Source organism: Octadecabacter sp. SW4 (assembly GCF_008065155.1).
Taxonomy (GTDB): domain Bacteria; phylum Pseudomonadota; class Alphaproteobacteria; order Rhodobacterales; family Rhodobacteraceae; genus SW4.
In genome coordinates, this window is the sequence record NZ_CP042819.1 from 1,773,517 (window position 1) to 1,794,678 (window position 21,162).

The following is a 21,162-nucleotide window of genomic DNA, read 5'->3' on the forward strand; positions in this document are numbered from 1 at the left end:
TCGGCCATTAAATGCCTGTTGGCCGGACACATCTGCGTGCGTGCTTGCCAAAAGCCCGCGTTACGCCCAAGTGCAAGCCCATGACACCCGACGATATCATCCCCACATATGCCCGCATCGCCCCGCAATGGGCGCGGCTGCGCAACCGTTCCCTAATGGAAAAACGCTGGCTGGACCGGATGCTGGACTATACGCCGCTGCACGGCAAACGGCGGCGAATCCTTGATCTGGGCTGCGGATCGGGCCGCCCCATCGCCAGCTATCTGATGGAACGGGGGGCGCATGTCACGGGCGTGGACGCCGCCGTGCCGATGGTTGATCTGTTTGCCGCCAACCTGCCCCACGCCACGGTGCACCACGACGATATGCGCGGTCTTGCCCTTGGGGTGCCGTTCGATGCGATCCTTGCTTGGGACAGCTTTTTCCATCTTTCGGCCGATGATCAGCGGGCGATGTTTGCCACCTTCGCCGCCCATGCCGCGCCGCGTGCGGCCCTGATGTTCACCAGTGGCGACGCCGCGGGCGAAGCCATCGGCAAGATCGGCACAGAAGCCGTATATCACGCCAGCCTGTCACCGGCGCAGTATGAAGACTGCCTCGCAAAGCACGGATTCGAAGTCATAAAATACACCCCCAACGACCCAAGCTGTGGTGATCACACGATCTGGCTTGCCCGGTTCACGGGGCGCTATTGACGCACCAGCGGGGCAAGCGCGGCCTCGGCGGCAGCCCAGCGTTGCACGGCCAGAACGATACCCGCCACAAGCTCGGCCCGCCCTGCTGCGGTGGCAAGTGCGGCGCGGTCACTGGTGTTGGACAAAAAGCCGACCTCGACCAGAATGGACGGGAAATCGGCCGCGTGCAGCACCGCCAGACCGGCCTCGCGGCGGGGGCGTGAATTGAGGGTCGCGCCCGCCTCCTCCAGACCCGCGACCAGCGCCTCGGCCAGGCGTTCGCCCTTGGGGCCGGTCTCAAGGCGGGCAAGGTCCATCAAGACGGTCGCCACCGTGTCATCCTGCCCGCTCAGATCCAACCCTGCCACCAAATCAGCACGGTCATGGCGTTCGGCCATTCTTTGTGATGCACCACCAATCGCGTCATCCGTCAGCGTGTAGATCGATGCGCCCGTGGCATCGTCTTCCTCAAGCGCATCCGCATGCAGCGAGATAAACGCATCCGCCGCCACCGCGCGGGCAATGGTGACGCGTTCCTCGAGGGGCACAAAGGTATCGCTGTCGCGGGTCAGCACGACATTGATATCGCCCACCCGGGTCAGCGCCTCGGCAACCTCTTGGGCAAGCTGGAGCATCACTGTCGCCTCTTGCAGCCCGTCGCGTTCGGCACCGGGGTCAATCCCACCATGCCCCGGGTCGATCACGATTGTCAGGAGGCCATCATCAACCTGTGGCGCGGCGGCAACCGTCGGGTCCGTCGCGATCAGAAATTCCCAGTCAGGGTCCGCAGGCGCGCCTGCAAGGGCGGCAAACCCATCGGCATCCGTGCTATCCAGCGTCACGGTGATATGCGCGGTGCCATCGGTTTCATCCACGGCCATTCCGGCGGCGCGCACTTGCAGAGGTTCCGCCAGATCAAGAACCATGCGCGACCAGCCCGGGCGCAGCGCCCCAAAGCGCAGATCGCTGATCCGGTCGGCGTTCAGCAAACCCGCACGGCTTGCCCCGCGCCAGTCCACCTCGCGAAAATCCAGCACCAGACGGCGCGGATCGTCCAGCGTGAACACGCGATAAGGCACCGGCTGGGACAGAAACAGGTTCAGTTCAACCCCACCCCAGGTATCGCGCACCTGACTTTGCGCCACATCCAGACGGGCAAGGCCGGAAAACTCTTGCGCCGCAGCCGGAAGGGCCAGCGCAAGCGCCAGCACGGGGCCGATCATTCGGGAAAGTAGACGCGCCTGCATGGGTGTTCTCACCTGCTTTTGCCTGTTCCTATCACGCCTGCGCGCGGCCCGCCATAAAGCGTTGCAACCGCGCCATGCCCTCGTGCATGTCATCGCTTGATCGGGCATAGGAAAACCGCAGCCAGTGGTGCCCACGCAGCGGATCAAAATCCAGTCCGGGGGTGACGGCCACGCCCGCAACCTCCAGAATTTCGGCGGCAAAGGCCCGGGCATCATCGGTAAAGGCGCTCACGTCCACATAGATGTAAAACGCGCCGTCCGGCGGGGCAAAGCGCGTGAAACCCGCAGCGCGCAACCCCGCCATGACGATCTGGCGGTTCCGGGCATAGACCGCGAGGTTGCCCTCCAATTCCGGCGCGCAGTCCATCGCCGCAAGGGCCAGTTGCTGGCTGGCGTGGGGGGCGCAGATAAACATGTTCTGGGCCAACCGCTCAACGGTGCGCACGTGATCCTCGGGCACCACCATCCAGCCGACGCGCCAGCCCGTCATGGAGAAATACTTGGAAAACGAGTTGATCACATAGACCTCGTCGGTGACCTCCAGCGCACTGTGGGCTTTGGTCTCATAGGTGATCCCGTGATAAATCTCGTCCGAAATAAAGGCCGCACCCTGCGCATCACAGGCCGCTGACAGGGCCGCGATGTCGTCGCGCTCCAGCATCGTGCCCGACGGGTTGGCGGGCGAGGCTACGATCAGCCCGTCCAACTGATGCGCGGCCACATCACCCGCGACCGGCTGCAAGCGGTTGGCCATCCGGGTGGGAATGCCCACAGGCTCCAGCGACAGGGCGCGCAGAATCTGGCGATAGGAGGGATAGCACGGCTCGCCCAGACCAACCCGCGCACCAGCATCGAAAAGTGCCGTAAAGGCCAGTAGAAACGCACCCGAGGCACCGGCGGTGATCACCACGCGGTCAGGATTCAGATCGACGCCATACCAGTCGCGATAGTGGCGCGCGATGCGGGCGCGCAACGCAGGCATGCCCAGCCCGACAGTATAGCCCAAAGGCTGCGCGGCCATTTCGGCGGCAAGCCGCGCAACCGCCCCTTCCGGCGCACCGGTGCCCGGCTGACCCACTTCCATGTGGATAATATGGCGCCCGGCGGTTTCCGCCGCACGCGCCGCCTCCATGACATCCATCACAATGAAAGGATCAACATCACCACGGGTTGAGTTTCGCATGCCCTGCCCCTTATCCTGCCAGTGCGGGGCCTGCCCCGTCTTGTGTTCTGTTTGCCCTGCCCCTACCGGAGGCGTCAATGCACCTTTTCCGCCTTTGGCTGGCCGCGATCGTGATCAGCTTTGCCGCCGCGCAACCTGCGCGCGCGGTGACCCTGATCCGAGACGCGGAAATCGAACATGCGCTGGAACAACTGGCCGCACCGATCCTGCGCGCCGCAGGATTGTCGCCAAACAACGTGCGTATCCTGATCATTGACGATCGCAGCCTGAATGCCTTTGTCCTGGATGGGCGGGCGATTTTTCTGCATTCCGGCCTGCTGTTGAAAATGGAAACGGCGGGACAACTGCAAGCGATCATCGCCCACGAGGCGGCACATATTTCCAACGGACACATCACACGGCGGATGACCAATTTGCGCGCCTCGCGCAATACCGCCGCCTTTGGGATGGCGCTGGCGGCAGCCGTAGCCATGTCCACCGGGCGCGGCGACGCGGCGGCGGGTCTTGCGGCCGGCATCGCGGGATCAAGCCAGCGTAATCTGTTCGCCCACACCCGCGCCGAGGAAAGCGCCGCCGACCAGTCCGGCACGCGCTATATGCTGCGCGCCGGGGTTGACCCGACCGCCGCGCTTGAGGTGCTCGAGGTGTTTCGCGGTCAGGAGGCCTTGTCGATCGGGCGTCAGGACCCCTATGCGCGCACCCATCCGCTGACGGCTGACCGGATGCGGGCCCTGCGCGCCCTGATCGCCGCCAATCCGGGCACACCCACCGATCAATCCAGCGCGGAGTATTGGTTCGCCCGCGCCCAGGGCAAGCTGTCGGCCTTTACCCAAAACCCCGCCTGGACCCTGCGCCGGACCGGCAATGACACCAGCGCGATTGCGCAGATGCGCCGCGCAGTCGCCTATCACCGGCAAGCGGACGCCGGGCGCGCGATCAACACGATGCAGGCACTGCTGGCCGCCAACCCCAACGATGCATATTTTCACGAATTGTTCGGGCAAATCCTGCTGGAAAGCCGCCAGCCCGCGGCCGCCGTCAACGCCTATGGCCGTGCGGTGACCCTTGCCCCGAATGAACCGCTGATCCTGGGCGGTTATGGCCGGGCCTTGCTGGCACTGGACACCAGCGACAGCACGCGGCGCGCGATCGACGCCCTGCAGCGCGCCCGGGATCGTGACCCGCTTGACGGGCGAATCCTGCGCGACCTTGGTCAGGCCTATGCGCGCGCCGGGCAAAACGGCATGGCCTCGCTGGCCACGGCGGAACGCTATGCCCTTGCGGGCCGGATGCGCGACGCCGCTCTGCATGCCAGCCGCGCGGCCGATCAGCTGCCACGCGGGTCCGTGCCGTGGTTGCGTGCGCAGGATGTGATCAGCGCCGCCCAAACCCGTTAGGGCGCGCACTGCCCCTCACGGGCATTCCGACGTGAGCGAGGCCGACATGTCGTAGACCGCCCCCGCCCGTTGCTGCCAGATCAGCGCGGCGACCCGGGAACACGCGTCGTCAAAGCGCCACTGCTTGCTGGCAAAGCGTGTCCCCTCTGTGCTGGTGGACGAAATCCCGCGATCATCCGAGACGAAACTGAACCGCTCGGCCTTGAGGGCAGCATCGACCACGGCCAGGCGTGTGCCATCGGGGAACGCCAGCGCAACGCGGTTCTGGAATACCTCGTTCGCGGAGTCGGTGTCGCTTGGCAGCCAGCCCGTCAGCGGCCCGCCGCCGTCACAGGCGGTGAAGACAAAACTGATGGCGGCAAGACTGGCAATTGTGAATAATCTACGGGCATGATGACCTCCCCATTTATGAACAACGCTCAACATTGACCATCCAAGAAGATACGAAATGGTGGAATTCCATACCCCGATGACACCGTGCGAATTTGCACTACGTCATCTCAAAGAACAGAAAGGAACCGATATGATCACGCGTAGACATCTGATGAAAACCGGCGCGGCCCTTGGCGTCACCACCGTCCTGCCCTTTGGCGCCCGCGCTGCGGCGAATGGCGGCGATATCTTTGCCACGACCAGCAGCGAAATCACGATCCACCCGATCTCGCACGCCTCTTTTGTGATGCGCACACCCGCGGGCGTGATCTATGTGGACCCGGTCGGCGAAGTGGCCGCCTATGGCGATATGCCCGCCCCCGATCTGATCATGATCACCCACGAACACGGCGACCATTACAACGCCGAAACACTGGCGGGAATCGCCGGTGACACAGCCCCGCTTGTGACCAATCCGGCCGTTTACGGCATGCTTGCCGCTGACCTTCAGGCCCGCGCCCAACAACTGGCCAATGGCGACAGCACGACATTTGGCGATCTGGCGATTGATGCGATTCCGGCCTATAATATCACGCCCGAACGCATGAACTTTCACCCGCAAGGCCGCGATAACGGCTATGTTTTGTCGATTGACGGCTTCCGCACCTATGTTTCAGGCGATACCGAAGACATCCCCGAAATGCGCGCACTGGAAAACATCGATCTGGCCTTTGTCAGCATGAACCTGCCCTTCACGATGGACGCGGCAGCCGCCGCCGATGCGGTGCGCGAATTTGGCCCCAGCTATGTCTACCCCTACCACTACCGCGGGCGCGACGATGGCACACAGGATCCGGCGGAATTTGCCGCGCTTGTGGGCGACGCCGCCGAGGTTAAGATGGGTGGCTGGTATTGAAAAATTGGCCCGCCCAAACGTAAAGCGCCGGACAGCTCTTGTCCGGCGCTTCAAAACTGCAACCAATGTCAGACCGGTTTCGTCCTAGTAAAGACCAATAATGCCAGCCCAGTCGCGCTGGTCAAATGTGGTGCCGCCACCAAAGGCATAGCCGACCTCGAACGAAATGACCTTGTGATCATAGTCTTCTGAATACTGCTCGACCATTGCTTCTGCGAACAGACCGCTTTGGGTTTCGTAACGCGCGCCAATACCGACGATGCCGACGTCTTCACTGCCGCTGGTCTTGGTGATTTCGCCCAACACCGACAAGCCCGGCTGCAATTCATAGCCGATGTCGATCTGGGTGAAATCAAATTCATAGGCGCCGTCGCGTTCTTCATAACGCCCGGCTGCCAGTTGGCCTGAAATCTGGCCGTTGTCATATGCCGCTTCAAAGCCGGAAGACCCGTAAACATCTCCATCCCAGTCATCATCTTCGTAGAACACACCGACGGTGATCTGATCCGTCACGCCGTAAAATAGGTGCAGACCATAGCTCGTATACTCAGTTTCACCGTTATATCCGAACTGCGTCAGGTCAAGTTGTGCGCCGAAACGCCCGAATGAAACCTCGGCAGACCCGCGAAGATACTGGCCGCTGTAGTCATCATCGCTGTCAAAGCTTTAAAACGCCAATTCAGCGCCATCAAAGGCGAATGACTGTGCCTGGGCGGCGCCCGCCGCCAGACCGGTAACAGCAAGTGCGATTGCAAAAGTCTTCATGATTTTACTCCAGAATACGTTGAGAAATTAGTAGCTTTACCTTAAGTCATCTCTGCACGGCGTGAAACGCCGTTTCAGCAAAATGATGCGGGTTGTGCCTGCGGCGCCACATCCTGGCCGCTTCATTGGTCGATCGACCGAACAGACATCCACGGCTGGTATTGACGGCCCACCACAGGACATACTGGACGAAGTTGCCCCGTCCCGCGCCGGTTAGATTGGCGTCGCAACTGAATACGCCGCCGAAACCACCACTGTCGGACGGCGGAACCGCAATTGGGGTTTGCTGAAACTGTGGGTCAGTTTGATGGCGGTCAGGTCCGCCACCATGATCCTTAGCCTTGGGTCGTTTCGTCAGCGGCTGCGACCTTGGCGGCGTGCTGTTCGACCTGATCGACGATGTGATCGACCATCTGGTCGTTGTCCATCTTGTGGCTTTGTTTCCCCGCGAGATACACCATACCAGACCCTGCGCCACCACCTGTAAACCCGACATCCGTCATCAGCGCCTCGCCGGGGCCGTTGACGACACAGCCGATGATGCTCAGGCTCATCGGTGTTTTGATATGTTCCAGACGTTTTTCAAGTTTTTCAACTGTTTTGATCACATCAAAGCCCTGACGCGCGCAGGACGGGCAGGAAATGATATTTACGCCACGATGGCGCAGGCCCAGCGATTTCAGGATTTCAAAGCCCACCTTGACCTCTTGGACGGGATCGGCGGACAGGCTCACACGGATCGTATCGCCAATCCCCATCCACAACAGATTGCCCAGCCCGATGGCCGATTTGATAGTGCCACTGACCAGCCCACCCGCTTCGGTGATACCCAGATGGATGGGCGCATCGGTCGCGTCGGCCAGTTGTTGATAGGCGGCCGCCGACATGAACACATCGGACGCTTTGACGCTGATCTTGAAGTTGTGGAAATCGTTGTCTTGCAGGATACGGATATGTTCAAGGCCACTTTCGACCATCGCATCAGGGCAAGGTTCGCCATATTTTTCAAGCAGATGCTTTTCAAGGCTGCCCGCATTTACACCAATGCGGATGCTGCAATTGTGATCGCGCGCGGCCTGAATGACCTCTTTGACGCGTTTTTCGTCACCGATGTTGCCCGGATTGATACGCAGGCAGGCCGCACCCGCCTGCGCGGCTTCGATCCCGCGTTTGTAATGAAAATGAATGTCCGCGACGATTGGCACGGGGCTTTCGGCACATATCTCGCGCAGGGCTTTGCTGCTGGCCTCGTCGGGCACGGACACGCGCACGATATCCGCCCCTGCATCCGCCGCCGCCTGCACCTGCGCAACCGTGCCCGCCACATCCGTGGTCAGCGTGTTGGTCATGGTCTGCACCGCAATCGGGGCATCCCCCCCACGGGCACATTGCCCACCATGATCTGGCGGCTTTTGCGGCGATAGATATTGCGCCACGGGCGGATCGGATTATGGGACATTGCGCGGCCTTTGACTGTTTGCCGCCCCTACCTAAGACGCGCAGAGGCAATCGGCAACGGGGCGCGACACTTGGACGTTCCCGGGTCTGCTACTGGGTAATTTGCGCTTCGGCCACGTTGACGACGGTGGCCAGATCGGTGTCGGCGCTGATATCCGCAACCGCGTAGGTTTCTGTCAGGCTGTCAACCGACAGGGCCACGTTGGAACTGACCGCACCCCGTGGGCCCACGGGGCCATAGTGCTGGCCGTTCATCGCGAAATAGACAGCGCCGCTTTCGCCAATGCGCAGGGTCGCCGGGTCTTCGGTTTGCGGCACGTCATAGGTATCGCCGGCATTCATGATCGTTTCGAAAATCACGGTGCCATCGGCCGCCCGCACCCGCACCCATGCCGGACGCACGGCGACCAGTTGCACACCGGGGGCAGGTTCTTCGGTGACTTGCACGGCGGCGGCTGTCACGACGCTTTCGGGGCTGATCTCGCGCGGGTCAATCCCGACCACCAGCGTTTCACTGTCCACATTGGCAAAGGTGCCGATCGAGGACGGATCAAGCGAGGCAATCGGTGCATCACGCGATTCCAGCACCGGCACATCCAGAGCCTGTGGACGATAAAGACGATCCAGCGCATCCGCCGAGGGCAGCGCAATATCGGCAAGCTGATCCATCGGCGCGGTGATCGCAGGGCCATCGCCAGCGGCACCGGCAAGCGGGTCAACTTCGGCGATGACGACTGGGGCGCTTTCGACGGGGGCCAGTTGCACGCGCTGCACTTCCTGCAACACCGCATAACCACCATAACCCAAACCGCCAATCAGCGCGATCAGCACCAGAACGGACCCGATTGCACCCGGTTCAATGCGGGAAAACATTGCCTCGCCCGTCGGAATGAACGGCGTGGCGGGGGCGGCGAAAATATCCTTATCGGCGCGGTTCAGGCGATCCTCGCGGGTCGGCTTGACCGAGGAGGCATCCGCCGACATGCCATGCGCCGTGGCAAATCCGCTTTCGTGACAGAACGTGTCAAACGCCCAGTCGGGGTCCATGTTCAGGTAGCGCGCATAAGACCGCACGTATCCGGCAATAAAGCCCGGCGTATCAAAGGCGGTCGGGTCGGCATTTTCAATGGCGGCGATATAGGCGGCTTTGATTTTCAGCTCGCGCTGCACATCCAGAAGGGACTTTCCAATCGTCGCACGTTCGCCACGCATCAGGTCGCCAAGGCGCAAGTCAAAGGCGTCGAACCCTTTAGATTCAACTTCTTCAATCGCTTTGCTGCGTCTGAAGCCCTTGCGGATCATGCGCTGGTCCCGTTCCAATCTGCCCCATATGTCGCAGAATCGAATCAATCGATTTTTGCAACTTATTGACTAACCTTAACATAGCCTTGGACTTTATGCACCTGCAGAAGAAACCTTAACCGGCAAGGTCGGCACGATTCAGCGCACAATGCGACCACAGCCCGTCCAGGGCCGTCACCAGCGCATCCATCTCGCGCGGGCCATGCACGGGGCTGGGGGTAAAGCGCAGGCGTTCGGTGCCACGTGGGACCGTCGGAAAGTTGATCGGCTGCACGTAAATCCCATGCATTTCCAACAACATATCCGACAGCTTCTTGGTGTGGATCGGGTCGCCGACGATCAGGGGCACGATGTGGCTGCCGTGATCAATGATCGGCAAGCCCAGCCCCTTGAGCCGCATTTTCAGGATTTTCGCCTGCTGCTGATGGGCATCCCGCAGGGCCTGATCGCCCTTGAGATGCGCCACCGACGCCGCAGCACCAGCGGCCACGGCGGGTGGCAGCGATGTGGTGAAAATGAACCCCGGCGCATAGGAACGCACCGCATCGGCCATCTTGGTGCTGGTGGCGATATAGCCGCCCATCACGCCATAGGCCTTGCCCAGAGTGCCGTTGATAATGTCGATCCGGCCCAGCAATCCATCGCGTTCGGCCACCCCGCCCCCGCGCGGGCCATACATGCCCACGGCGTGCACTTCATCCAGATAGGTCAGCGCGCCAAATTCGTCGGCGATATCGCAGATTTCCGCAATCGGCCCAAAATCACCATCCATCGAATAGATCGATTCAAAGGCGATCAATTTTGGCACTTCGGGCGGCAAAGCGGCCAATTGCGCCCGCAGATCGTCCAGATCATTGTGCTTGAAGATGCGCTTGGCGCCGCCATTGCGGCGGATGCCCTCGATCATGCTGGCGTGGTTCAGGCTGTCGGACAGGATCACCAGCCCGGGAAACAGGCGCGGCAGGGTCGAAAGGGTCGCGTCATTGGCGATATAGGCGCTGGTGAACAGCAGTGCCGCTTCCTTGCCGTGCAGATCGGCCAGTTCGCCCTCAAGCCGCTTGTGATAGATCGTCGTGCCGGAAATATTGCGTGTGCCGCCCGATCCTGCGCCGGTGGCATCCAGTGCCGCGTGCATCGCGGCCAGAACCACAGGGTGTTGCCCCATCCCCAGATAATCGTTGCCACACCAGACGGTGATGGGCTGTTCGCTGCCGTCGGGCTTGCGCCAGATCGCATGGGGAAACTGGCCCTTTTGGCGTTCTATATCAATAAACGTGCGATAACGCCCCTCAAGGTGAAGGCGGGCGATGGCGGCATCAAGTTGCGCGTCGAAATCCAAGTCGTTTCCAATTCTTGCAGCTTGCGCGACCTTCGCCGCGCAGATTGGTCCTTTGCGTGATATAGAATCCCGTCCCGACGGGCAACAGGTTACAAATTGCCGCCCCCATGCTGTCTTCGTTGGTGTCGCGCAAACCTTGGAAAGGACGGCCCCCGACCGCGGGTGGGGGGTGAAGCCCCCGCCCATGGGGGCGGTCGGGGGCTGTCCGGTCTGCCGCCGGACGATGCAACGCACCTCAAACACGCCGTGCAAGGCTGGACACGGCATCGCCATACGATAGGGTCAGCCAAAATCCCAACTGCCGGAGGCACCCATGTCCCTTGATCCCGTCCTGTCCCGTATCGACACCGACCTTGACGCGGCGCTGGACCGCCTGATGGACTTCATGCGCCTGCAATCGATCAGCACCGATCCCGCCTTCACACCGCAGGTCGACAAGGCCGCCGACTGGCTGGTCGCCGATCTCCAATCGCTGGGTGTGGATGTGACCAAACACAAAACACCCGGCCATCCGATGGTTGTCGGCCACTTGGACGGGGATGGCCCGCACCTGCTGTTTTACGGCCACTACGACGTGCAACCCGTTGATCCGCTTGACCTTTGGGACAACCCCCCGTTTGAACCCGGCATCAGTGACACCCCCAACGGCCGCGTCATTCGCGGGCGCGGCGCATCTGACGACAAGGGCCAGTTGATGACCTTTGTCGAAGCCTGCCGCGCGTGGAAGGCCGTGCATGGCACCCTGCCCTGCAAGCTGACCTTCCTGTTCGAGGGCGAGGAAGAATCCGGCTCGCCATCCCTCGTGCCCTTCATGGAGGCGCACAAAGACGAACTTTGCTGCGATCTGGCGCTGATCTGCGACACCAGCATGGTCGCCCCAGGTGTGCCGTCGATCGCCAGCCAGTTGCGCGGGATGCTCAAGGATGAATTTACCCTGCATGGCCCTGCGATGGACCTGCATTCGGGCCATTATGGCGGCCCCGCCGTGAACCCCCTGCGCGAAATCAGCCGGATCATCGCCAGCTTTCACGATGATAGCGGGCGCGTTGCCGTGGAGGGCTTTTATGATGGCGTGAACGAGATTGGCGACACCCTGAAACGCCAGTGGGAGAACAGCGGCTTTGACGAGGCTGATTATCTGGCCAACGCCGGCCTGACCCGTGCCAGTGGCGAGGCGGGCTATTCCACACTGGAACAGCAATGGGCGCGCCCGACATTGGAGATCAACGGGCTGTGGGGCGGCTATCAGGGGGCGGGATCAAAAACCGTGATTCCGGCGCAGGCCCATTGCAAGATCACCTGCCGCCTTGTGGGCGACATGGACCCCGACATGCTGCGCGACAAGGTGCGCGCCCATGTCGAAGGGCAGTTACGCCCCGACACCCGCGTCACTTGGGACAACGATCTGGAAGGATCAAAAGCCGCCGTGATGAACATCGACCGGCCCGAATTCGAGGCCGCGCGCCACGCCCTGTCGGATGAATGGAACCGCGAAGCGGTGTTTGTCGGCATGGGCGGATCAATCCCGATCGCGGGCCATTTCAAGGACGTGCTGGGCATGGACGCGATGCTGATCGGCTTTGCCCAGGAAGACGACCGCATCCACAGCCCGAACGAAAAATACGACCTGCGCAGTTTTCACAAGGGCATCCGAAGCTGGGCGCGTGTCTTGGACGCCCTGACGTGATCAGGCGGCTTCTGAACTGGGCGTTTTGGGGGATTGGCACGCTGATCGCCCTTGTGGTTCTCACCTGGCCTGCCTTCATGCCGGAGCGCGGCGCACGCGGGCTTTGGGCCACCGATGGCTACGGGCTGGTGCTTGATATCGGGCGGTTCCGGCTGGACGTCTACGAGGTCAACAGCGCGACTTGCCTGACCTATCTGACCGGCCCCGCCCATTCCCTTGCCCTGCGCGCGCTGGCAAATGCGGATTTTTCGGCCACGGACGGTGTGCTGACAATCAACGTGCAAGGCACGGTGAACCCCATCATTGCCACCCCCATCGCCGCACTGCCCGCCCGTTGCGGCACCACCCCGCAGCCCGGCACCCCGCGCGAAAACTTTGAGGCGATGTGGACCGTGATGAACGAAAACTATGCCTTCTTTGATCTGCATGGTGTCGATTGGGCCGCGCGCTATGACCAGTTTGCGCGGCAATTCACCGACGATCTGGACGATACCGCCACCTTTGATCTCATGACGCAGGTTCTGGCACCTTTGGATGATGGCCACACCTATATCGTCGCCCCTGCCCTGTCGCGCGGCTTTAGCCCCGCCACCTATGTGGATTGGGCCGAGGAGCGCACTGCATTTCTTGAGGTTCCCCGCGCGCGCGGCCTGACCAGCGTTGCAAACACAGGGCTGGAATACGGCGTGCTTGAGGGCAATACCGGCTATGTCCTGATCCGGCACATGGGCGCGAACGCGGGCCTGTTTGGCACCGAGGACGGGCTGGCCAGTGACGGATTCGCCGAAGTGGCGGGCGCCTTGGCCAATACCGATGCGATCGTCATCGACCTGCGCCTGAACCCCGGTGGATCAGACAGTGTCGGGCTGACATACGCGGGATTTTTCGCAACCGAACCGTTGCTCTGCTGCACCAAGGTGACGCGCAACGCCAACGGCTTTGGCGACCCGTTCGAAATCATGGTTTCGCCAGCCGGACCGCGCGCATTGACCCAACCTGTGACGCTGCTGACCAGCGGCTATTCCGCAAGTGCGGCTGAGATATTCACCCTTGCAATGCGCGACCTGCCACAGGTTACGGTCGTGGGTGAAGCGACTGCGGGCGGACAATCCGACATTATGGAAGTGACCCTGCCCAACGGCTTTGTGCTGGGCTTGTCGCATCAGCGCTATTTTGCGGCCGATGGCTCGCTTTATGAACGGATTGGCGTGCCGCCTGATATCGTATCCGCCTTTGACGCCGACGCGATGCGCCGTGGCGATGACCCGCAACTGGATGCGCTCCTGCGCGATTAGGATTTCAGCACCACCGCGCGCACCGCCTTGGCCACCAGCAAGGCCCAGGGCGCGGCATGCAGCAGCAGATCAAAGATATCGACGGGCCGCGACAGCCTGCCCGCAACCAGCATCTTGAGCTTTTCCCAGATATGCGGTTCGGGGAAAAAGGGCGCAAGGCCCAGCGTGAGTGCCGCAAGGATCGCGAGGGTCCACGGGATTTGATCAAGGAATTGCATGCTCTGCCCTTTCGTTACGGGATGACATAAGGGCAGAGTGGCAGATAATCCATGCCAAAAGCGGAATGTATTGTCGCAGGCCTTCGCGCATGGTCCAAAAGATCTGATCGGCGGCCCGTGGGTGGGCGATGCAACCATGCCGTCGTCGCACTTTATGGTGGCCGCAGTCATCTTGCCTGGCGGTGTCGCGCCCGGCTGGCATATCGCCGACCCGTGGGGCGGGCCGCCGATCAGACCGGCGCCTGCGGCTTGATTCCGGTCTGCGTCACGGCATCAATCAAAGGGGAAAAGTGGCGCGGTTGACGGGGCTCGAACCCGCGACCTCCGGCGTGACAGGCCGGCACTCTAACCAGCTGAGCTACAACCGCGCATCACGCATCAAGACGTTTCAGGGGGCAGTGTGGCGCGGTTGACGGGGCTCGAACCCGCGACCTCCGGCGTGACAGGCCGGCACTCTAACCAACTGAGCTACAACCGCTCACTGCCCGCCCAAGGGTGTCCTCAAGCGTGACCTGCCTTCTAGGATGCACCTTGCACCCCGTCAAGCGCGAAGCGCACCAAATCAGCGGCATTTTTCGCCCGCCAGGGCCACCGACCCGAAGCCGCGCCCCCTGATTTACAATAAATCATTGAATTGCAGGATGTTCCGCGTCATTCTGCATCCTGTCGCAAGACAAATGCCACCCTGGGGAGGGTCACATATGACGATGTCTCGCCGGACATTTCTGTCCGCAAGCGCTGCGGCTTTGTCCGCTGCCGCCACACCGGTGCGCGCCCGACCGCTGATTGCCCTGCCCGACGATATCGTCGAAAGGGACGGCGCGACAATCACCGCCATCAGCACGCCTTCGCCCGTGGTGGCGATGACATTTGATGACGGGCCACACCCCAGCCTGACGCCACGCCTGCTGGATCTGCTGGCGGCGCGCAATCTGCGCGCGACCTTCTACCTGATTGGTAACCGTGTGGTGCAATACCCCGCCATCGCCCGCCGGATCGCCGCCGAGGGGCACGAGATTGGCAACCACAGCTGGTCGCACCCGTTTCTGGACGGCTATTCCGACGGCGCTGTCATCCGTGAGATCGATCGCACTACGGATGCGATCTATCAGATCACCGGCCGCCCACCGGTTACGTTTCGCCCACCCTACGGCGCATTCAACCGCCGCCAGCGCCTGATGCTGCACGCGGCGCGCTCCATGCCCACGGTCCTGTGGTCGGTTGACCCGCAAGACTGGCGCCGCCCCGGCGCCTCTGTGGTCGCCGACCGGATTCTTGGACATTCCAGCTCGGGGTCGATCATCCTGAGCCATGATATCCACAGCGGCACGATTGACGCGATGCCCCGCGCGCTGGACGGGCTGACCGGGCGCGGCCTGCGCTTTGCCACGATGTCGCAAATGCTGGGCTGGCCCACATGGCAAAACCGCAATTTTCGCCGGGTCATTCAGGCCGCAAGCTAGGGAACAGACCGTTAACTTTAGTCAATGCGTGCCGCCTTCGGATGCCAAATAATCATGGCATGGAGAAGGAGAACACCATGAAGAAACTTAGTATTGCTTTTGCTTTGACCGGCTTGCTGGCCGCATGTGAAGACCCGCTGGGAACGGCACAGACCGGTGTCGCCAGTGACAGCGACATCGTGACAACGGCTGTCGATGACAATCAGGATCGCGACCAGGATCACACACAAACCCAGGGTGGGCGTCCGTAAGGTTCACCACTGCACCGACATTGGCACAGCCCCCGGACCCCGCAACATCGGGGCACGGGGGCTGTCGCTGTTGCGACGTTGATCAAGATCAAAGCATCTTTATGTTTGAATGCTTATAGTCCTCCCACGACCCCTTGCCCAAGGTCTGCGATGCGCAGCCTGATACAGCGCAAGTTATTTCAACGGCGCTGGTGCGTCCCACCCCGCCCTGCAAGAGAGGCCGCATGTCAACGTCACTTTTGAAACAATCCCCGCCACAGCCCACCAGATACTGGTTCGATCACGTTCTTGATCCCGATCAAAGTGCAAGGTTCCGCGCCGTGCTGACGACGCACAGCCGCCACTATGCGGCTGGCCGTCTGATAAAAAGCGACGCCGACGACAGTCACGCGATCTATGTGGTGATGGATGGTTGGGCCAGTATTTTCAAATCTATGCCCGAAGGCCAGACGCAGATCATCGATTTTGGCCTGCCGGGGGATTTCTTTGATCTGACCTCGGTGGACGGCGTGACCGTTGCTATGGGGCTTGAGACAGTGACAGACGCCACCATCGCCGCCGTCCCCCTGGCCGAATGGCTGGCGCTTGAACGCGCCGTGCCGCAGCTGGCCCAGGTCAACACGATGGAAGCGGCAGCGATCCGGACGCGGATTGCCGAACGGATGCTGCGGCTGGGGCGCGGCAAGGCCGACGAACGTCTGGCCTATGCCTTTCTGGAAATGGGCGTGCGCACCGGCGCGATGCGCGACGACACAATCGATTGCTATCATATGCCCGTCACCCAACAACAGATCGGCGAACTGATGGGGCTGACGGCGGTGCATGTCTGCCGCACGCTGCGGCGGATGGCGCGGCAGGGTCTTGTTTCGACGGCCGATCACATTGACCTTTGCATCTGCGACAGGGCGGCCCTTGAAGACCTTGCCGGGATCACTGCCGAAACTTTGGCACAGGAAATCCAGCCCTGAGATCCTCGGGCTTGACGCGCAGCGGTTTGCGGGAGCGTTGCTCGACGATCTCGCCAAGGGTTTCGCCCGCCAGATGTTCACAGAAATCTTCGGCAATCATATCAAGGGTCAACAGCCCGACAACCCGCCCGCTGGCATCAAGAACCGGCAGGCGGCGCACCTGAAAGTCAGCCATCAACACTGTCGCATCCCGCACATCCTGATCGGGCGAACAGGTCAGCGGATCAAGGGTCATGAAGCGCGCGATGGGCTGCGCAAGTGCCGGTGCGCCAAACGGCGTGAGTTTGGTCGCGATATCACGGTCGGTGACGATCCCGACCAGCCGGTTCCGGTCAAGAACCAGCACCGCCCCGATATCGTCCTCGCGCATCATCGTTGTCACGGCAAGAACGGTCGCATCGGGACCAACCGTCACGGGTGGATGATCAATTAGACTTTTTACACGCATCGTCGTTTCCGCAGCTTCAAGCGCGACACAGGGGCCTTCATTCGTCCCGCACCTCGCGCCACATATGTGTAAACGTCCCATCGTTCACCTGCTTGCGCATTATCCTTTATCAATGCTCTGCGATTTTTATTTTGCTGCCCCATGCCAAATCCACAGCGCTTAACTTTCGTTAATTTTCGGTCCCCTACGACACATTAGAATGATGGCATATTTCTTCGATTCACCCGCTGCGGGTGTTGTCGCGGATATCAATTTGCGAGGAGACGAGACAATGGCAACACCAATCAACCCGGGCACCGAAGTCGACTTTGATCAGCCGCTCAATACCGATCCCGATTTTACATCGACCCATGTTTTCAGCACCAATGACATCACCGGCACCTTTGACGGGCAGACCCAGGGCGCGGATGGCGGCTTTGTTGATTTCACTGGCGACAATGGTACCAAGGTAACCAAGGACGGCGTGACGCTCTATCCGATCGACAGTGAATTCGGGTTCTATGTCACTGATTTCGTCGGGGCCGAGGACAAGGTGCTGGATGGCGATTACGCCGAAGGCTGGGCCGGTGATCTGATGATCGGCGGCGTTCAGGCCGGTGTCGTCATTTCCGATGCGCCCACCGACACCTTCAAGACCCCTGCCGTTCTGGGCACGTGGCTGGCGGGGATCGGCGGCACCACCGTCAAAGCCTCGACCGAACACTACACGGTCATGCAACATATTCTTTCGGACCAGAAATTTCCCGGTGATCCAGACGCGGCATATGAACTGGATGACAACCTGATCCTCAAAAGCCAGAATCTGGCCTGGGATGGGCATTACGTGCAAGAGCTGCTCGACAATGCCGCAGTCTTTGGGGTGACGGACGCCAATCAGGACGGCGTTCTTGACATCAAGGATCTGCTGAACCCCAACGAAAGCACCGTGTCCTACGACATCGCCTATAGCACCGATTATTCGGTGACGATGAAGGACGATGGCAAGCTGCTTTATCGCTGGGGCAACACGATCAAACGGCCCAACGATGTGCGCCTGGAAGCCACGCTGGACACCCCCGACGAATGGAAAGAAACCGACGAGGTATCGGGCCTGAAAAAGCTCTTTGCGATCAGCGCGGCCGAACTTGTGATCCACCACACGATCACCAACAACCCCAACGATCAGGTCCGCCCCGAAGATTTCGAGAACGAATCCGCGATTGGCACCCTGCCCACCTATGCGGTCATCGAAGACTACGAAGGCGATCTGGGCCGCACCGTCTGGGTCACGACGGATGACTACTATGCGGGGGACGGCACGCTTTACGCGGCGGGCACGATCTTGCGTGACACGATGCTGGCGGATGCGGTCACAGGGTCGCTCCCCGATCTGATCGGATCAATGTCGGACGATCTTGAACTGGGCTTTACCAACGCCTGGTATACAACGATGGACCGCGAACCGTTCGAGCCTGTCCTGAACGCGGATGGCACCGAATATATCACCGGCCCACGCTGGCGCCTGCTGCCTGACAAATACGGTCAGGACCTGCCCAGCGTCACAATCCCGCTTGACCCCAGCGATCCGCCGCCCATTCAGAACGGCGAGGAAAAATACGAGGTCGGTGCAGAAACCCAGACCGTGTTGAACCTGCTCGATTGGGCAACCGACATTTCGCCGCTCAGCATCAGTGCGGGCTGGCAGGACAACGCCGGATCGGTCTCGGTGAACGGCCTGAACCTGACAGATGATTTCGACGTTGCCGTCTATATCAAGGGCGATACCAAACCCGCGACAGTCTATAGCGCCGAACTGCTGGTGGACTATGACGAAATCGCGCTGCACGCGACCGGAGCGACGGTCACCGGAACGGCGGGCGATGACTATCTTGTCGGGATTGGCAGCAACGCCTTTACAGGTGGTGCCGGGTCGGACCTGTTTGTGCTGTCCTATGGCACATCGGTCAGCGATGTGATCACCGCCAGCACGATTGCCGACTTTGAAATCGGCGCAGACAAGCTGGGCCTGATCGGCTTTGACGGGCTGGTGCATTTCGACACCGACACGGTGGCCGGCACCGCGATGATCACCCAAGGCGTGTCGGGCGATGATCTGACGGTCTATGTCGACGGTGAACTGGTGGCGACACTGACAGGCGTGGCGGCACAGCTTGGCATTGATGACGGGTCGGTCGATCCGGGCGAAGGGCTGAGCATGCTTGACGACTTCTTTGTCTCCAACCCAGATTCTGCATCCGTGAATGACGATCCGCTGACCGTCACGGGCACAGCGGGCGAAGATCTGCTGACGGGCGCCAATAACGACGATGTCATCAGCGGGTTCGGCGGCGCTGATGAAATCTACGGGCTGGACGGTGATGACGACATCGCCGGCGGAACAGGCGCCGACCTGATCTATGCGGGTGGTGGCGATGACACCGTTCTGGGTCAGGGTCAGGATGATATCATCTTTGGCGAAGCCGGGCTGGATTCGATCGCTGGCGGCTCGGGCAATGACGAAATCCACGGCGGAGCCGACAATGACCTGCTTGCCGGTCAGGGCAACAACGACACCGTTTACGGTGACGCCGGCGACGATGTCATAACCGGTGACGCAGGCTTGGACGCGCTTTTTGGTGGCGACGGCGATGACGTCATGGATGGCGGTCTTGGCGGCGATCTGCTTGACGGCGGCACGGGCAACGACACCATGACCGGTGGCAACCACGCCGATACTTTCGTGTTCGGGCTTGGCTACGATGCCGACACAGTCACCGACTACGAAACCGGCATCGACAAGATCGAAATCGACGATGCCCTTTGGGGTGGCGGGCTGACCGCGAGCCAAGTCGCGGACACTTACGCGACCCTCGATGTCACCGGCACGATCGTTACCTTTGATTTCGGCACTGGCGATATTCTGGAACTGCAAAACAGCGCCGGGCTTGACGTCGCCGCAATCGCGCTGGACCTCAATATCGTCTAGGCGCGCATGACATTGATCGAGGGTGGGGAACCACCCTCGATTTTTTGTGCGCAAAGGGTGGGGCAGACCGCCATTGCGCTAAATTACGGGCGGCGTTCGGGCAGCGGGATGTGGTCCTGATCATCGCCCACAGGCAGTTGAAAGCGCCCGTTGGCCCAGTCACCGGCCCGCCATGCCTCTTTGGCCGCATCAATCCTGTCGCGGCTTGAAGCAACGAAATTCCACCAGATATGGCGCGGCCCGTTCAAGGTGGCCCCACCCAGCAGCATGATCCGCGCGCCCTGATCGCCCGCGCGCAGGCTGACATTGTCGCCGGGGCGAAACACCATCATCTTTCCCGCATCAAAACGCTGGCCCGCCACATCAACGGCCCCCTCCAGCACATAGGCACCGCGGTCTTCGTGATTGTCAGGCAGCGGAATGGCCGCGTCCGCATCCAGAATCGCGTCCAGATAAAACATCTCCGACGGGGTCGCCACTGGGGCCGCCTCGCCGTAGGCCGTGCCAAGGATCAGGCGCACCTGCTTGCCCTCTCCCTGTAGGACCGGCAGATCATCGGCTGGCGCATGGACAAAGGCCGCGGGGTCATCCTCGCGCTCTTCTGGCAGGGCGATCCAGCTTTGAATGCCGAACAGGCTGACCGGGCGAACATCATCATCCATCCGTTCGGAATGGGTAATGCCGTGACCCGCCGTCATCAGGTTGACGGCCCCGGGCGTGATCCACTGATCCGTGCCAAGGCTGTCGCGATGATGAATGCGACCGCTGTGCAGATAGGTGACCGTTGCCAGCCCGATATGGGGATGCGGGCGCACGTCGACCCCCTGCCCGGTCAGGATTTCCGCCGGGCCCATCTGATCGAAAAAGATGAATGGGCCAACCATCTGCCGTTTGGGCGCTGGCAAGGCGCGCCGCACCGCAAAGCCCCCCAGATCACGGGCGCGCGGCACAATCACGGTTTCAATCGCATCCACGGCGTCACCTGTGGGGCAATCGGGATCAAGGGCTGGATTCCAACTCATGCGCGTTCCTCCTGTGATCATGATATAACGCGGGGCAGGCGCGCACCAAGGGGTGAATGCGGAGGGGGCATGTGCGAGGGCGCACAATAAAGCGGTGAATAGTGTCAGTCGGGATTTTCTTGTATCGAGAGGTGCGCGAACGCGTTTCCAATGGGAAACGCTGCCTCGCGCTCCACAAATTTGCTTTGCAAA

The 21,162-nt window shown here is 61.2% G+C and carries 18 protein-coding genes, 2 tRNA genes and 1 pseudogene; 9 read left to right on the forward strand and 12 right to left on the reverse strand.

The genetic code is table 11. The features are described from left to right. Nucleotides 1-80: 80 nt before the first annotated feature. Nucleotides 81-695, forward strand: a complete 615-nt coding sequence (locus FTO60_RS08730; RefSeq protein WP_148055598.1) for a class I SAM-dependent methyltransferase — start codon at nucleotides 81-83, stop codon at nucleotides 693-695. On the opposite strand, the gene FTO60_RS08735 is transcribed toward FTO60_RS08730, so the two are convergent. Beyond that, nucleotides 689-1,921, reverse strand: a complete 1,233-nt coding sequence (locus tag FTO60_RS08735; RefSeq protein WP_254696764.1) for an N-acetylmuramoyl-L-alanine amidase — start codon at nucleotides 1,919-1,921, stop codon at nucleotides 689-691. The genes FTO60_RS08730 and FTO60_RS08735 overlap by 7 nt on opposite strands. Nucleotides 1,922-1,952: 31 nt before the next feature. Continuing rightward, on the reverse strand, nucleotides 1,953-3,104 hold the full coding sequence (locus FTO60_RS08740) for an aminotransferase class I/II-fold pyridoxal phosphate-dependent enzyme (protein WP_148055599.1): 1,152 nt from the start codon (nucleotides 3,102-3,104) through the stop codon (nucleotides 1,953-1,955). 77 nt (nucleotides 3,105-3,181) lie between these two features. Between FTO60_RS08740 and FTO60_RS08745 the strand changes: the two genes are divergently transcribed. After that, a complete protein-coding gene (locus FTO60_RS08745) occupies nucleotides 3,182-4,501 on the forward strand; it encodes a M48 family metalloprotease (protein WP_148055600.1) in 1,320 nt (439 codons plus the stop codon). Nucleotides 4,502-4,516: 15 nt separating this feature from the next. Here FTO60_RS08745 and FTO60_RS08750 read toward each other — a convergent pair whose 3' ends face one another. Continuing rightward, the gene (locus FTO60_RS08750; RefSeq protein ID WP_148055601.1) at nucleotides 4,517-4,927 is read right to left on the reverse strand and encodes a hypothetical protein; all 411 of its coding nucleotides are present in this window, start codon (nucleotides 4,925-4,927) and stop codon (nucleotides 4,517-4,519) included. Between the two features lie 97 nt (nucleotides 4,928-5,024). On the opposite strand from FTO60_RS08750, the gene FTO60_RS08755 reads away from it, so the two are divergent. Then, nucleotides 5,025-5,789 carry an MBL fold metallo-hydrolase gene (locus FTO60_RS08755; protein ID WP_148055602.1) on the forward strand — a complete coding sequence of 255 codons (765 nt, stop codon included), beginning with the start codon at nucleotides 5,025-5,027 and terminating at the stop codon, nucleotides 5,787-5,789. Between the two features lie 84 nt (nucleotides 5,790-5,873). Here the strand turns inward: FTO60_RS08755 and FTO60_RS08760 are convergent, their stop codons facing one another. The 4 genes and pseudogenes from FTO60_RS08760 to hemA all read right to left on the reverse strand — a co-directional run bounded on the left by FTO60_RS08760 (nucleotide 5,874) and on the right by hemA (nucleotide 10,653). Next, nucleotides 5,874-6,302 (reverse strand): hypothetical protein, encoded by a 429-nt coding sequence (locus tag FTO60_RS08760; protein ID WP_148055603.1) that lies wholly within the window; start codon nucleotides 6,300-6,302, stop codon nucleotides 5,874-5,876. Nucleotides 6,303-6,889: 587 nt separating this feature from the next. After that, nucleotides 6,890-8,013: pseudogene (gene ispG, locus FTO60_RS08765) on the reverse strand (flavodoxin-dependent (E)-4-hydroxy-3-methylbut-2-enyl-diphosphate synthase). Between the two features lie 89 nt (nucleotides 8,014-8,102). Then, complete coding sequence (locus FTO60_RS08770; RefSeq protein ID WP_148055604.1) at nucleotides 8,103-9,314, reverse strand: helix-turn-helix domain-containing protein; 1,212 nt, start codon at nucleotides 9,312-9,314, stop codon at nucleotides 8,103-8,105. Between the two features lie 115 nt (nucleotides 9,315-9,429). Further along, nucleotides 9,430-10,653 carry a 5-aminolevulinate synthase gene (gene hemA, locus FTO60_RS08775; RefSeq protein ID WP_148055605.1) on the reverse strand — a complete coding sequence of 408 codons (1,224 nt, stop codon included), beginning with the start codon at nucleotides 10,651-10,653 and terminating at the stop codon, nucleotides 9,430-9,432. A 313-nt stretch (nucleotides 10,654-10,966) separates the two neighbouring features. Between hemA and FTO60_RS08780 the strand changes: the two genes are divergently transcribed. Further along, the gene (locus FTO60_RS08780; RefSeq protein WP_148055606.1) at nucleotides 10,967-12,340 is read left to right on the forward strand and encodes a dipeptidase; all 1,374 of its coding nucleotides are present in this window, start codon (nucleotides 10,967-10,969) and stop codon (nucleotides 12,338-12,340) included. After that, on the forward strand, nucleotides 12,337-13,635 hold the full coding sequence (locus tag FTO60_RS08785; protein WP_148055607.1) for a S41 family peptidase: 1,299 nt from the start codon (nucleotides 12,337-12,339) through the stop codon (nucleotides 13,633-13,635). The genes FTO60_RS08780 and FTO60_RS08785 overlap by 4 nt, the downstream gene beginning before the upstream one ends. On the opposite strand, the gene FTO60_RS08790 is transcribed toward FTO60_RS08785, so the two are convergent. The 3 genes from FTO60_RS08790 to FTO60_RS08800 all read right to left on the reverse strand — a co-directional run bounded on the left by FTO60_RS08790 (nucleotide 13,632) and on the right by FTO60_RS08800 (nucleotide 14,331). Beyond that, on the reverse strand, nucleotides 13,632-13,853 hold the full coding sequence (locus tag FTO60_RS08790; RefSeq protein ID WP_148055608.1) for an RND transporter: 222 nt from the start codon (nucleotides 13,851-13,853) through the stop codon (nucleotides 13,632-13,634). The two genes, FTO60_RS08785 and FTO60_RS08790, sit on opposite strands and share 4 nt — an antisense overlap. A gap of 291 nt (nucleotides 13,854-14,144) precedes the next feature. Next, nucleotides 14,145-14,221, reverse strand: a tRNA-Asp gene (locus FTO60_RS08795). Nucleotides 14,222-14,254: 33 nt separating this feature from the next. Beyond that, a tRNA-Asp gene (locus tag FTO60_RS08800) sits at nucleotides 14,255-14,331 on the reverse strand. A 223-nt stretch (nucleotides 14,332-14,554) separates the two neighbouring features. Here FTO60_RS08800 and FTO60_RS08805 point away from each other — a divergent pair. The 3 genes from FTO60_RS08805 to FTO60_RS08810 all read left to right on the forward strand — a co-directional run bounded on the left by FTO60_RS08805 (nucleotide 14,555) and on the right by FTO60_RS08810 (nucleotide 16,535). Next, nucleotides 14,555-15,316, forward strand: a complete 762-nt coding sequence (locus tag FTO60_RS08805) for a polysaccharide deacetylase family protein (protein WP_148055609.1) — start codon at nucleotides 14,555-14,557, stop codon at nucleotides 15,314-15,316. Between the two features lie 77 nt (nucleotides 15,317-15,393). Beyond that, the gene (locus FTO60_RS17675) at nucleotides 15,394-15,567 is read left to right on the forward strand and encodes a hypothetical protein (protein WP_172623851.1); all 174 of its coding nucleotides are present in this window, start codon (nucleotides 15,394-15,396) and stop codon (nucleotides 15,565-15,567) included. 224 nt (nucleotides 15,568-15,791) lie between these two features. Beyond that, complete coding sequence (locus tag FTO60_RS08810) at nucleotides 15,792-16,535, forward strand: Crp/Fnr family transcriptional regulator (RefSeq protein WP_148055610.1); 744 nt, start codon at nucleotides 15,792-15,794, stop codon at nucleotides 16,533-16,535. Here the strand turns inward: FTO60_RS08810 and FTO60_RS08815 are convergent. After that, nucleotides 16,498-16,983 (reverse strand): CBS domain-containing protein, encoded by a 486-nt coding sequence (locus FTO60_RS08815; RefSeq protein ID WP_148055611.1) that lies wholly within the window; start codon nucleotides 16,981-16,983, stop codon nucleotides 16,498-16,500. The two genes, FTO60_RS08810 and FTO60_RS08815, sit on opposite strands and share 38 nt — an antisense overlap. Nucleotides 16,984-17,254: 271 nt before the next feature. Here FTO60_RS08815 and FTO60_RS08820 point away from each other — a divergent pair, with 271 nt between their 5' ends. Continuing rightward, nucleotides 17,255-19,948, forward strand: coding sequence for a calcium-binding protein (locus FTO60_RS08820; protein WP_172623852.1), 2,694 nt, complete (start codon nucleotides 17,255-17,257; stop codon nucleotides 19,946-19,948). A gap of 83 nt (nucleotides 19,949-20,031) precedes the next feature. Here the strand turns inward: FTO60_RS08820 and FTO60_RS08825 are convergent, their stop codons facing one another. Then, nucleotides 20,032-20,970, reverse strand: a complete 939-nt coding sequence (locus FTO60_RS08825; RefSeq protein ID WP_148055613.1) for a pirin family protein — start codon at nucleotides 20,968-20,970, stop codon at nucleotides 20,032-20,034. Nucleotides 20,971-21,162: the final 192 nt, after the last annotated feature.

What these genes read in the sequence shown, in the direction of transcription:
- FTO60_RS08730 (WP_148055598.1), top strand. Translation starts at nt 81, where the DNA reads ATGACACCCGACGATATCATCCCCACATATGCCCGCATCGCCCCGCAA.
- FTO60_RS08735 (WP_254696764.1), bottom strand. Translation starts at nt 1,921, where the DNA reads ATGCAGGCGCGTCTACTTTCCCGAATGATCGGCCCCGTGCTGGCGCTT.
- FTO60_RS08740 (WP_148055599.1), bottom strand. Translation starts at nt 3,104, where the DNA reads ATGCGAAACTCAACCCGTGGTGATGTTGATCCTTTCATTGTGATGGAT.
- FTO60_RS08745 (WP_148055600.1), top strand. Translation starts at nt 3,182, where the DNA reads ATGCACCTTTTCCGCCTTTGGCTGGCCGCGATCGTGATCAGCTTTGCC.
- FTO60_RS08750 (WP_148055601.1), bottom strand. Translation starts at nt 4,927, where the DNA reads ATGTTGAGCGTTGTTCATAAATGGGGAGGTCATCATGCCCGTAGATTA.
- FTO60_RS08755 (WP_148055602.1), top strand. Translation starts at nt 5,025, where the DNA reads ATGATCACGCGTAGACATCTGATGAAAACCGGCGCGGCCCTTGGCGTC.
- FTO60_RS08770 (WP_148055604.1), bottom strand. Translation starts at nt 9,314, where the DNA reads ATGATCCGCAAGGGCTTCAGACGCAGCAAAGCGATTGAAGAAGTTGAA.
- FTO60_RS08780 (WP_148055606.1), top strand. Translation starts at nt 10,967, where the DNA reads ATGTCCCTTGATCCCGTCCTGTCCCGTATCGACACCGACCTTGACGCG.
- FTO60_RS08790 (WP_148055608.1), bottom strand. Translation starts at nt 13,853, where the DNA reads ATGCAATTCCTTGATCAAATCCCGTGGACCCTCGCGATCCTTGCGGCA.
- FTO60_RS08805 (WP_148055609.1), top strand. Translation starts at nt 14,555, where the DNA reads ATGACGATGTCTCGCCGGACATTTCTGTCCGCAAGCGCTGCGGCTTTG.
- FTO60_RS17675 (WP_172623851.1), top strand. Translation starts at nt 15,394, where the DNA reads ATGAAGAAACTTAGTATTGCTTTTGCTTTGACCGGCTTGCTGGCCGCA.
- FTO60_RS08810 (WP_148055610.1), top strand. Translation starts at nt 15,792, where the DNA reads ATGTCAACGTCACTTTTGAAACAATCCCCGCCACAGCCCACCAGATAC.
- FTO60_RS08815 (WP_148055611.1), bottom strand. Translation starts at nt 16,983, where the DNA reads ATGCGTGTAAAAAGTCTAATTGATCATCCACCCGTGACGGTTGGTCCC.
- FTO60_RS08820 (WP_172623852.1), top strand. Translation starts at nt 17,255, where the DNA reads ATGGCAACACCAATCAACCCGGGCACCGAAGTCGACTTTGATCAGCCG.
- FTO60_RS08825 (WP_148055613.1), bottom strand. Translation starts at nt 20,970, where the DNA reads ATGAGTTGGAATCCAGCCCTTGATCCCGATTGCCCCACAGGTGACGCC.